Annotated in this window: 10 protein-coding genes; all 10 read right to left on the reverse strand. The window is 38.4% G+C overall.

The window, feature by feature from the left end; translation table 11 throughout:
* A partial coding sequence (locus tag Q1A18_RS17650; RefSeq protein WP_299583866.1) for a hypothetical protein occupies positions 1–369 on the reverse strand: 369 nt, incomplete at its 3' end.
* Positions 370–382: 13 nt separating this feature from the next.
* Entirely contained in the window at positions 383–2,653 is a 2,271-nt protein-coding gene (locus Q1A18_RS17655) for a hypothetical protein (protein ID WP_299583869.1), read from the reverse strand.
* Between the two features lie 33 nt (positions 2,654–2,686).
* The gene (locus Q1A18_RS17660; protein ID WP_299583872.1) at positions 2,687–4,171 is read right to left on the reverse strand and encodes an alpha-L-fucosidase; all 1,485 of its coding nucleotides are present in this window, start codon (positions 4,169–4,171) and stop codon (positions 2,687–2,689) included.
* A gap of 105 nt (positions 4,172–4,276) precedes the next feature.
* Positions 4,277–5,896 (reverse strand): RagB/SusD family nutrient uptake outer membrane protein, encoded by a 1,620-nt coding sequence (locus tag Q1A18_RS17665; RefSeq protein ID WP_299583875.1) that lies wholly within the window; start codon positions 5,894–5,896, stop codon positions 4,277–4,279.
* A 17-nt stretch (positions 5,897–5,913) separates the two neighbouring features.
* Entirely contained in the window at positions 5,914–9,285 is a 3,372-nt protein-coding gene (locus Q1A18_RS17670) for a TonB-dependent receptor (RefSeq protein ID WP_299583878.1), read from the reverse strand.
* Positions 9,286–9,414: 129 nt separating this feature from the next.
* Entirely contained in the window at positions 9,415–10,488 is a 1,074-nt protein-coding gene (locus Q1A18_RS17675; RefSeq protein WP_299583881.1) for a FecR family protein, read from the reverse strand.
* Between the two features lie 143 nt (positions 10,489–10,631).
* The gene (locus Q1A18_RS17680; protein ID WP_299583884.1) at positions 10,632–11,225 is read right to left on the reverse strand and encodes an RNA polymerase sigma-70 factor; all 594 of its coding nucleotides are present in this window, start codon (positions 11,223–11,225) and stop codon (positions 10,632–10,634) included.
* 14 nt (positions 11,226–11,239) lie between these two features.
* A complete protein-coding gene (locus Q1A18_RS17685) occupies positions 11,240–11,365 on the reverse strand; it encodes a hypothetical protein (RefSeq protein WP_299583887.1) in 126 nt (41 codons plus the stop codon).
* A 352-nt stretch (positions 11,366–11,717) separates the two neighbouring features.
* Positions 11,718–12,743 carry an alpha-L-fucosidase gene (locus Q1A18_RS17690; RefSeq protein ID WP_299583890.1) on the reverse strand — a complete coding sequence of 342 codons (1,026 nt, stop codon included), beginning with the start codon at positions 12,741–12,743 and terminating at the stop codon, positions 11,718–11,720.
* A 54-nt stretch (positions 12,744–12,797) separates the two neighbouring features.
* A complete protein-coding gene (locus tag Q1A18_RS17695; RefSeq protein WP_299583892.1) occupies positions 12,798–13,211 on the reverse strand; it encodes an L-rhamnose mutarotase in 414 nt (137 codons plus the stop codon).
* Between the last annotated feature and the right edge of the window lie 8 nt (positions 13,212–13,219).

Genomic DNA, 13,219 nt, shown 5'->3' on the forward strand with positions numbered 1-13,219 from the left:
ATTATCGCTATACTTTTCCCATTTTGGCGATAACTTCCGGCATCCGGTAAAACTTACCTTTTCATTTTGATAGGCCGTATATACAATGTCTTTGCCTTCTTCACCCGAATCGTCGGGTGTAAAAAGTAGAGGTTTGGAAAAACGATATACTCCTTCCCTGAAAAAAACAGTTACCGGAGCTGATTTTTTGTTCTTTATGTTTCGCACCTCATCGCGGGCACGCTCTGCGGTTGCAAAGGGTGATTCAATGGTACCCAGATTAGTATCGTTCCCGGATGGTGAAACATAGACCTCCATCGCCTTCTTTGGTATAAAAACACAAGAGTTTAAAGCGAATAACAAAATAATGATAATAGCATTTATGTTCATATATATATTCATTTTATTTTTCAAAATTGAGTTGTACTGCATAGTTTATTTCTATTTTTTGAGGAGTTGAATATTCAACAGCCTGAGGAACCATCCAATTCTCAGGTGTAAATAACAGCTTCTCTCCTTTTGTTATGCTAACATTTTTATGATTACTCTTTGCAATGACATTAATCGGATGGAGAGGAGGCATAGCTAAAGTAACCAAAAGAGTCTGTAGCCCTGATTTATTATTCTCGGCAGAATCATATTTACAAATAAAATTTCTGTAACCGGGAATCCAATATTCTCCACCCAATTCATAGGCACCTATGTCTGGTGCTTTTCCTATATAATTATCATTGATCCCTTCAATTCGTCTGGCAGCATCTACCAAGGGAGAACCTTCACAGGGACGAAATTCCATTCCGGTTGAATTAACCAATAGAGAATCAGGGTTGGCAATAACTAGGTTGTTAGAAAGTCGAGGATCATCAGCAGGATATAGTCTGCCAATATGGTGATCGGTTATCTTATGAGTTAAATTATTCCAAACTGGTGTATGCTTGTTTTGCTCATCTAACAATGGCCACAACTTTCGGTAATGTGGTTTGTCCGGCTCCGGCCATACCTGAACATTTAATCCCCAGTTCGATGGAGATTTAGGTTTTAGCGTAGTATTGTGGTAAACATTGTTATCTTCTCCTTTTACGACCAAACTTCCTTTGCTTGACCCCCACATTACATTATGATGAATACAAACTCCCCGCGACTGGTCATCTGCACGGATACACAACTTATACATTGTACTGACCCAATTGTGGTGAATAGCAGACCCCCGAATTTGCGGCAACGTAGTATAAATCATTGAAACATCATGAACGAAATGACCACCATCGTAAACGCGGTTGTAACTGATGTCATAGTTGGGCTGTTCAAAAAATCCGAGTACAATATTTCCAGAGCCAAACAGGGTATTGTAACGGACAGCACAATTCCCTGCTGGTTTTGCCTTGTCGGGATCATGCGCAGCAACAATATTACCGGTTGAGCCACCCCATTTCACCTCTTTCAACTCTTTGGAAGTAGCTTGGGAGACTGTCTCGTTTAACATCCCTTCATATTTCAGACCACCTTCCCAGGAATAATTATCTTCCAGACTACCCATCCATACATTTGCGTAAACCAGCGCCCCCACCCAATTTACATCGTATATCAGGTTATTTTCTACGACATTATATGAACCAAGCATACGAAGTCCGAATGTAGGACTATAGGCCAAGCTGGAATTGCACACCGTATTGTGATGGCCTATCATTTGTGTACATATTGTTGGCCCCGATGGTATATTTAATTCATTTAAAGTTCTGGCAGCATTAAGAAATCGCAGGTGGCAGCCATTAACTGTACAGTTATTGCATTCGCGGAAATTGAACGTGCATGCAAAAAAATGTATTCCTTCAATCTTTAAATAATCCGATTTTTCTACTAAGAATCCATAGTTGCGTTGCTTATATTCAACATCATCTTTCCCCGGATGATCTCCTTTCGGAGTAAAAAGATAGAGATATTCGTCAATCGAATCATAAAACCACTCCTCCGGCGCATCCAGGGCCTCCAATTTCCCGGACAGATAATAAGAACCGTTACCAGCCTGGGATGGGTTTACAAATTGTTTCCATTGAAGAGCTTTTGAATAATAAAAATGATCTGCTCCCTTTTCATGATTTTCAACAATTGCGGTCCATTTATTCCAGTTAGGTCCAGTGTTTAAGGTTACTACTGCATCGGTCCAATCAATATTCATTTCTGACAATGCAGAGTCTTTTAGCATGCCAAGAGTACTTTCATGATGGGTAGTTCTCCATTTCTTATTGCTCCACCGTTGGTTAAATGAGGCATTTGGCCAACGCGCCCAAGTCATCAGTGAATCATTCAGAAACACCTGTAATATCTCATGTGTTGTTTCCAGCTTTATCCTGTATATTTTCCCTTTATAATGTTCCCATTTACCCGTAACACGTTCAGTTCCTGAAAGGATAGGTATTTCACCAGGATAAGCTTTAAAAACAATTGGCTGCTGCCTGGTACCTCCCCTGTTTACTTTTACTGTTTCACGATAGGTACCACCGCGTATAATACATGTATCCCCGGGCTGTAAATAATAGGTAGCCTTATTAATTGTTTTGAAAGGCGCATGCAAAGTTCCGGGATTATTGTCGCTTCCACCTGGAGAGACATAATATACATTTGCAGAAGAAAATTGCACAGAATATAGAAGCAAGAAAAATAATAATAGTTTCATAGCGGCAGATAATTTTTACAGAACATCAATAGCCTATTTTTCAAATTCCTCTTTCATCTCTTTAATTATGCTTAACGAGTGATCAGAAACTGTTCCATCTTCCCACATCATCAGATTTATAGAGAGCGGGACTCTTCTTTGCTTAGCACTTTTCAACCATTTTACTAAAGTGTCTATATCAATCCGCGGATTAATTTTCTGATTTGGTTTGTATATACCCCATCCATTTTCCATTGTGAACATCGAGTGCTGTAATAGTCCTTTTTGTGGGCCTGATGTAAAAATCCCATCGCCCCCAACAGGTGCGCTACCTTCTGAAATCTCACCATGGCTACCTTCTCCAAAATAAACATCCTGAAAATCGGTATACCTGGCACAAATCCACGAATTGTAGGCAACCAATCTATCGGGGTTTCCTCTTCGTGCCACAGCTCCCATTTTTTCGAAAGGCGCCGGATAATAGATCAATCCATCATCGAACCACCAGCCATCAAGGTTCTTTCCTAATTTTTTTCCGATTTCACCAACAACAGACATCCAGTTTTCAAAAAACAGTTCACGATTACCTGTTCCCGTGGCAGCAAATTGTGCCGGCCATTTTTGCGCTTGCCACCAATCGGTTTTACCTCCTATATGACTGGCATGCCCAAGGTGATAGTACAACATAAACCGGATATCACTCTTCTGAAGCTCTTCTGCCAGTTTCCCTATAAAATTATATGAACTTGTTCGCTTGCTATTCCCAACAATTTCATCGACAGCCTGCACGGGCATCATCATGTTATAATCCCACCAGGTTAAAGACCAGATGACGTACTTCGCCCCTGTTGACTTCACCATTTCGATAAATGCTGGAATGTCGAAGGTTTTGGCCAACTCATCCAGAGATTTCTTTGTGTCTCCATTTTCAGGATAAGTCCAGCCACCAAACTGAAACATTAATCCATAGCCACTATCAGACAGCCATTGAGTATCGGCTTTAAATTCCTGAATGCGTTGCAATTGTGCTGCACGTTTGCTTTTCTCAACTAATTCCAAAGATTTTATGCTGACAGATGAATTATTGGTAAGTTTTCTCAGGGCAATGGTGTTTATTCCTTTAGAAAGAGAAATAATTCCGGCCTCAGTTTTATCCCAGCCTTTTGTCGTTTTCTCGAACCTTGCAGACGATTGGTTATTGATTACTTCAATCTCAAAAGTCTCTCCAGTAGCCGAACTTAACAAGGCATCGACATAAAAGTCAGCTTCTTTTTCTGAATAGATTTCCCATTTCAGAAAATCTTCAGTCTGTTCTAATCCTTCTACCCAAAAATGCTTAGGCGGCTTATCCGGCCATTTTACCTGCAGGCCCTCACTCATTTCTGCACTGGCTGCCATCAGTACCGTGATATTATCGGTATTTCTTTCAAAATCGATGACGATTACATTTTCAGGTATTTTCGATTGACCTGAAACATCTTCATCTGCGCTGCACGACAATGAAAGGAATAGAGAAAGAATAAGATATAAATATTTCATTTTTTGAACATTATTTGAAGTTTTTATTTTACTACAGATAAAAAAATCAGGAGCTACCGTAAAATAGCCCCTGATTTAGCTATATAAATATACTCAACTCAAATTCTAGTATCCCGGATTATTGGGTGCCAGATTTGAATTTATATCAATCTCACGTTGCGGAATTGGCCATAAATAATTTTTATCGGCAAACTCGTGCGTATATGCGACATAATGGCCATCTTCATTAACCTGAATTGCACCAGTATAATTGCCAGGATCGTCAGTAATCTTAATCCCCACAACCGGACCATTCATTTTTTCTTTTACGATATCCCATCGGATTAAATCCCATAGCCGCAATCCTTCAAAAGTTAATTCGATCCTGCGTTCTCTACGCACAATCTCTTTTAGTTTGGCAACATCTAGTTCTGTTACAGGAGGCATATTTACCGATGGTCTTGACCGAAGCATATTAATTGTCTGGTCGAGCAAGGTCTGATCAATGTTATCTCCTGCTTCAATTTTAGCTTCAAGATAGCTGATTAATACTTCTGCATACCGGATATAGACGACATCTCCACCATAAAGATCAAAGGACCCAGTGAATTCTTCGTCACAATATTTTTTTATACAATAACCATTTGAACTGTTAAAAGGTACTGTATCGTCGGTTTTTGCCGAGTCGGGATGAGATTGATATACCTCGCCCCGATACAAAGTATAACCCGGCAAAAATACCGAATAATACAGTCTTGGATCTCTGTTCTCGAAAGGTCTCTGCGGATTATAAAGTGGTGATTCTTCAATGGTCTTTCCATCATTCATAAGATAATCATCTACAAGATCCTGTCTTACATTTGATTCATGGAAACCACCATATCTTGTAGGATTAATAGCTCTTTGAAGACTATGACCATAACCTGCCTCTTCGAGATAAATTCTGCTGTAGATTATTTCACTGGCTGTTTCTCCCTCTCCATCAAGAAATAAATCCTTGTATTCCGGGTAAATAGTATGCACATCCAAATCAATGATTTGTTTAAAAGCTGCTGCTGCATCTGACCATTGCTTTTGTGCCATATGCAACCTTCCTTTTATTGTAAGGGCTGCCGATTTGAGAATACGCCCCCGTTCACTTGCCGGCCTGGAAGCCGGAAGCTGACTGGCAGCATCTTCAAGCTCGTTAAACACAAATTCGATGATACTTGATTTAGGGTCTCTTGAAACTTCATTGGACTCTTCAATGGTTAAAACTTTTGTAACCAATGGCACATCACCGAAAGTCTGACTCATCCAAAAATACTGATGTGCCCGCATAAACTTAACTTCGGCAATCATTTCGGCTTTTTTCGCGGCATCCATTTCAACATTTTCTATATTATCCAGAAAATTATTACAAGCTGTAATTTTAGACCACGCCCTACTCCAATATCCGGCGGGCTGTCCATGAGAAGAAGTTAACTGGCTGTTTGACAGCCAAAGTGCATTATTATCTTTGTCGTAACTATCATCGGCAGCATTAATCATTCCTCCTTTACCGGTCATGCCTTCCCAGCCGGCATTAACGCTGTATACTCCCACCAAGGCCATCATTGCATCATCCTCGGTTTGCCAGAAAGTTCCTGATGATAATTGATTTTGTGGATACTTTTCCAAAAAATCATCATTACATGAAGAAAAAAGAATTGATAAGACAATGAAAAGTCCCCCACTTCGCTTTAGAAAATTATTTAGTTTTTTCATTTCTGATCGTTTTTAGATTAAAATTTAACATCCACTCCGAAGGTTACAGTTGTTGCCAACGGATAATGAGCCCCCCAGAACCAATCATCTACTTTAATGTCCGGGTCCCACCCTTTGGGATACTTATCGAAAGTGTACAGATTAAGGGCATTTGCATATACGCGAACATTTTTTAGTCCAACTGTCTCTGTCAGGTTTCGCGGCAAAGTATAGCCCAGTTGTACATTCTTAATTTTCAGGAAAGTTCCATCTTTTAACCAGAAACTTGATTCCCATGTTGTTGGAAGCGTATTGGGTTTATACTCCAGTCTCGGATAATCGGGATATCGGGTAGGATTTGCAGGATCCCAACTGCCTTCCCATTGCCACCTTTGTATGTTTCCAAGATTATGAAATGCTGTCCCGGTCAATCCTCCCAGCTTTCTTTTCATTCCGCCTTCACCCTGAAGTTGAACAGATAAGTCGATATTTTTGTAGGCAAATGAGAATGTAGATGCATAGATAAACTTCGGCACTCTTGATCCTATTACTTTTCTATCATAAGTAGGATCTACCATACCGTCGGGGATACCATCCGGACCACTAATATCTTTGTAACGCAATTGGCCGGGAGAAGCAGAATAGGGCTGTGTTGGATAACTGTCAATATCAGCCTGATCAAGGAACATCCCATCATATACATATCCGTAGAAAGCTCCCAGTGGTTCTCCCACAAATAATCCTTTGCTAATATCCTGTTCAACAGTAGCTAACTTTACAACTTCATTTTTAACGTAAGTGAAGTTTGGTCTTATACTATAAGAAAAATCTCCTTTCTGGTTCCTGTAATTCATAGTGATTTCAAATCCCCTGTTTCTTACTTCGCCTGCATTTACTTCGGTAGGAGATAATCCCAATAAGTTAACAACAGATATATTGTAAAGAATATCTTCTGTTTTTTTATTGAATAGTTCTGCGGTAACATCCAGTTTCCCTTTGAATAATGTCAGATCAATACCCAGGTTGGTAACATTTGTTGTTTCCCATGTAATGTCTTCATTTGCAATGGTTGTTAGTCTGGCTCCGGGAGTAATTGTACCTCCAATCGGGTAGTTATTACCTACCGCAATAGTTTGTTGATAAGGATATAGTCCGATCTGCTGGTTACCCAATTTCCCATATGAAGCCCTGAGCTTCAACTGATCCATCCATGATGCTTCAGGAAAGAAACCTTCCTCCGAAATTCTCCATGCTCCTGAAAAGGACGGGAAGAATCCCCAGCGACTGTCAGACGGGAATCTTGATGAACCATCGTAACGGAAATTTGCTTCCAGTAAATATTTATCTTTAAAATTATATTGTGCTCTTCCGAAAAAAGACCGAATGGACCAGGACGTTCCATTTCCTGTATTCGTCTGACTATCCGCATCTCCTGCACTTAATTCATGCAGATTGTTGTTAGGGAAATCTTTTCTGTATGCGTATACATAATCATTTTGAAATTCTTCCTGCTCAAAACCACCTAATACATAAATACTATGGTCGCCAAATGTTTTATTGAACTCAGCCATAGTCCGTAATGTAAGTGTATTAGAGTTCGTATTTCTGACACTCAATTGCTCAGGACCTGTTGTATATGTTTCATTCACATAAAAAGCACTATAAAAGCGTTTATCAAAATTCTGATTAAACGTATAGGCTGCCTCACCGGTAATAGCCAACGACTCCAACAATTTATATTTTATTTTTGCATCTGATAACAGATAATGGGTTGTAGCAGTACGATTATTAGGGCTGTCAAGAGCAGCAAGAGGACTTGCATAAAAAAAGTTACCGTAAGTGCCATCAGCTTTTCTTCCAGGTTGTGTGGCATTAAACCATGCAGCATTGTAAACCATCACATCGGTGGCAAGTGAGCCATCCCATAAAGTTGAATGCATTCCTAACGGTTTCGAATCAATATTCTTTATACCTGCCAGGTTTACCTTAAGATTTAATTTTTTGGTTATCTGATTATTTATATTTAACCGGATGTTGTATTTTTTTGAAACAAATTCATCAACGATACCATTGTTCTCGAGATAACCTGCTGAAAAAAAGTAAGTACTGTTTTCTCCACTTCCTGAAAAACTAAGATTATGGTTGGTTTGGAATCCGCTACCGGAACCAAATACATTTTTATAATGATTCTCATCAGGATAATTCTCCCGATCTGTTCCTGATTTGTACTTTTCAATTTCTTCCTGCGTATAAACAATACCTGAACCTACATTGATAAAAGCCTCATTAACAGCTTCGGCATATTCCCAGGAATGTAAAAAATCTGGCCATTCTATTGGCTTTTGCCAACCGGCATAAGCACTGTAATTTACTTCGAAACCTTTTCTTCCTTCTTTTGTCTCAATAAGAATTACCCCATTTGCAGCTCTGCTACCATAAATAGACGCGGAAGCTGCATCTTTTAATATAGTTACACTTTTTATATCATGAGGATTGATCCAGTTAATGCTTGTTGCAACCCCATCAATAATAATCAGTGGGTTATTTCCTGCACCACTAAATGTTCCCATTCCGCGGATTGTAATATCGGCGCCGTCTTCTCCAGGCTCACTGGATCGCTGTCTTACCGAAATTCCAGCCATTTCACCTGTTAATGCCTGCGAGGTTTGAGTAATCGCTCTACCTTCCAAATGTTCAACATTAACAGAGCTAATTGCTCCTGTTAAATTAGCCTTTCGCTGAGTACCATAACCAACAGCAACTACTTCTTCAATACCGATGGCATCTGTCTTCATTGTTACATCAATTGATCTCTGATCGCTAACAACAACTTCCTGGCTAAGCATTCCAATAAAAGAGAATAAAAGTGTACTATTAACAGGTACATCAGTAATAGAGTAATTACCATTAATGTCGGTTACTGTGCCATTATTAGTTCCTTTAAGAAGAACTGTTACTCCAGGAAGAGGTTCTCCACTTTCATCGGTAACTTTTCCTGAAACTGACTTTTCCTGTTCAACATTTATGTCGCTACCTGAAATCTCTGGAGTTGTGAGTAAAATAAACGGGTCTTTTACTTTATATACTATATCTGTGTTGGCAAAGAGCTGGTCTAACACTTTATCTATTTTTGTATTTTTAATGTCGACTGATACCGTCCTGTTTACATCAACAAGTTTTTCGCTGTACATAAAATAAAATTCGCTTTGCGCTTCAATATCCTTAAGCACTTCTTTTACAGTACCATTTTTCATGCTAAGATTTAGCACTTTTGTTTGAGAGTAGGTTTTTCCAGCAAACACACTAATTACAGAAATTAGTAATAAAAAGACAGTTAGTTTCATTACCCTTAATAATTTTTGTAATCCGGGAATTTTCCATTCCCATAGAAAACGGTTGTTTTTTTTCATACTTTTGTAATGTTAAGATTTGAAATTACCCTGTACGATATTACAGGGGTGGTTTTAAAACTCTCTTCAGGGAAGTGTTGGCGCATTTCCCTGATGTTTTAATAGTTATTTACTTCATTGGCATATTTTTTATTCGTTTAGTTTTAGTGTTCTTTTCTCTATTCGTATTTTTTGTTTTGAGAATGTACCGTTAGCAAGCTTTTTTCGAGGATAGACCTTGTAAGTTATATCAGTAACCTCCGCCATTAAATCCAGGATTAGTAAAAGCGGATCATCTATCAGAGTAACTGTATAAGTGTAATCCTTTATATTATTGGCAACTTCAATATCAACGTTAAACATACGACTAAGCTTTTCTGCCACACTGGTAATTGGTGCATCATCGAATATTAGTTTCCCTTCTTTCCAGGCAACGTATTTTTCAACGCTTCCTATTATTGAGGTTGTTTTACCTGAATTCAAGTTGTAATCTATATGCTGCCCCGGAACCATTGTTCCAACAGACTCTGTTTTCTCATCTGCCAATAATTTTTCAATAATAACTTTCCCTTCTACTAATGTCGTCGAAATAATATGGTCTTCGGGATATGCATGAACATTAAATTCTGTTCCCAGAGCTTTCACATTCAACTGTCCGGTTTTAACAATAAACGGTTTATCCGGATTATGAGCAACATCAAAATATCCTTCACCTTCCAGACTGATTTCTCTTGTATCTCCTTTAAAATGTCTGGGATATTTTATTTTACTCCCATAATTCAGGTTAACCTCTGTCCCATCAGATAATTGAACAACCGTACGTGATCCTATTGGAGCAATTATCTCAAGGGAATCAACAGCAAGATCTGTATATTGATTAAATTGAGTGTTATGGTTCGCGAACAAGTATATAACCATCCCCAGTAAAGGGATAAACAAAATTGCGGCTGCCCGGCTAAATAATGATGCCGCTTTATCCATATTTATGGTTTTGCTTTTTCGCTGTTCTTTACGCTTTATTTCGGAGTGAATTTTATTTAGCAGCAACTGGTATTTTTGATTATCCTTATTTTTCATATCAGGATCAAGAGAGTTCCAATCGTCGAAGCCCCAACTTTTACCTTCTTTACTTGCTGCTTCTTTTATTATCCAACTGACCAAAACATCAAACTCTGCATCAGTACAATTATTATTTAAATATTTATGGAGTAATTCTTTATTCATGTTTTTTAAATTATGTACCTCTCCATAAACAGAGAGGTACTAAAAACTATCTAACCAAACTAAAATCTATGCGAAAGTTTGTAAGCTGGTTTAACTATATTACGCGGAAGAATAAAAAGAGGACTAAGAAAAATTTATTTTTTTTAGCTAAAAAACAAATAGAAAATCAAAACACTGACAAACTGCCCATTAGCAATGTTACATTTAAAATATTTTAAGATAGTCACCAAATGGTTTTTTACTGTATTTTCAGAAATATCTAATTTATGGGCAATTTCTTTATGTGTGAATCCCTGCTCTCTGCTTAAAAGATAAATCTCCTTCTGACGAGGGGTCAATTGGTTAAATAAAGATTGTATTTTTCTACTCAACTCATTAAACTGGATTTCGGAAATCACGGAATCAGAAGAATTGATTTGTTGTAAGGATTTTAAATATTCTCTTGATTTCCTTTCACTAACTCTTTTTCGTAATAAACTAATGGTAGTGTTATAAGCAATAGTAAACAGGAATGATTCGAAAGACGAATAAACATCAATTTTTTCCCGATTTTCCCATATCCTTAGAAATACTTCCTGCACAACTCCTTCTGCATCTTCTTTCTGCTTTAAATACCTCAATACAAATTCATACAATTTATGGCAATATTTGTAATAGATTGTATCGAAAGCAATCATATCGCCTTTCTTCAGGAGTTTTACAAGCTCATTATTTTCTTCGCTGTTCTTCAAATTCATTTCTTCCAGCTATTTTAATTCTGCATCACAAAGTATTCCCAAAAATCCATACTGCTTCCGGCAAACGATAATGAATCATGACCTGCACCAAGGTTGTAGCGGAATGTTTTCTGATATCTTCCGTTTTCCTCCTTTTTCACACGATCCGGTTTTTATGAAAATAGCTCTTACTCTACACGAGAACATCCATTAGTAATAATGATGCTCCGGGTTGTAGTCTCTTCATAATCGCCAGTATCCTTATTTATCCCTCAATTCAAAACATGTTAATATCGCGAAATTCTAATAACTATTTGTACTGTGTCTGTAATAATCAGAATTCGACTTGAAAATATTCTTACAAAAAGTCATCATTGCGCAAGATTTGTATTTTAAACGTCAGCATGAAATCTTTTCAGTGCTAAAGCTATAAATGCCGATTTTTCTTCAGTAAAGGTATTTATGCATACTGGGTGCTTTCTTCACTTCGAATCATTATTAAGTACTTATTGCTTATTTATTCTGCCTTATCATTTCGCCAACGCGGCTCAGGGTTTTAACGTCGATATCACGAATTTTTCCTTCGTAGTTTGGTCCGACATCGATTGAAAAAATATTTCCATATTTAACCGCTCCCACGTAATCTTCATACAATTTCTCTGCAGAATGACAAAGCGTATCGTGTTTAGGCAATGAATAAAACCAGTCGGCACCGCCTTCATGTTTTGGTAGAATCGGATAAGTGAATTCCGCAACCAAGAAATTATCATAACTGTCTTTTAAATGACCTTCGTTCCAAACGGTGCTTTTATCGCCAATTGGTCCCGGGCGTCCACGTTCCCGCAGGTTTAACCGACCGGCTGTTTCTCCGGTATTAAATCCGATAAAACAGTTGGGTTGAAACTGGTGAATAAAATCGACCGTTTCTTTGTGCGATAAACCACCGTCGCCAACTGCATGGTCCATCCAGAAGAACTCGATGGGCCCATATTTTGTGCAAAGTTCCTCTAACTGGGCTTTTTTCATTTCCGGATTAATACTTTTCCCCGAGCGCCAGCTTTTGCCATCCACTGCTCCCGGCCAGTTCCAGTCGCCTTCTGAAAAATACAGTGCCATTTTAATACCGTATTTATCGCATGATTTCCGAAGTTTTGCCAAAACATCGATACCCAATTCACTATTCGTTACCTTTTTATCAGTGGTTTCTGTATCCCACAAACAAAAGCCATCGTGGTGCTTGGTCAGAAAAAGGATGTAGCCCATGCCAGCATCTCTGGCCGTTTTACACCACTGATCGGTATCACAGCCAGTGGCCTTAAAAAAGCTGGCATCTTTATCTAGTGTTGGAGTCCATTCGCTTCCGTAAAAAGTACTGAACGACCAGCAAATAAACATTCCCCATTTCATATCTTTAATTTGTTCCGCCCTTACTTCATTGTCTGCTTTAACCGAAAAGTTTGATTGGGAACTCAGCGTTCCTGCCGTCAGAAGAGATATTGCCAAGGCAATCAGAATCTTCTTTCTTGAAAATGATTTCATATTTTTTTTGATTAGTTAGTATTAAAAAGATGATCTAACAGTTATTTGTCGATATTAATCCAGGTGATAGACTTCTTCCATATCGGCCCACCACTCTCCCTTCCTGGCAAAAGGGACAGGTTCCTGACATGGATCGGTTAGCTTCCACCAGGCCAGGATAGTCGAGTCGGCAGCTAATTTTCCCATATCAGCCTCCCAGTTTGTTCCGGTATATTCCAGATAACTAAACAAATACCCGTCGCGGTAAAAAATAGAATAATTACGGATATTGCATTCCTTCAATTTTTCATTGACACTTTTCCATGGATTGGCATGAAGATCTTTATATAAATCCAGTTTGTCGGGTTTTAAGAGGATTACCGAACCTTTTCGGATGACCTTTACCTCCTGGTGTGGCTCATTCTTGTATGTTCCCGTGCACCCATAAATACTTCCCAGAATACCGAAAACAACTATTAAATATCTCATTGTATCTT

This window comes from uncultured Sunxiuqinia sp. (assembly GCF_947495665.1).
Lineage (GTDB): Bacteria > Bacteroidota > Bacteroidia > Bacteroidales > Prolixibacteraceae > Sunxiuqinia > Sunxiuqinia rutila.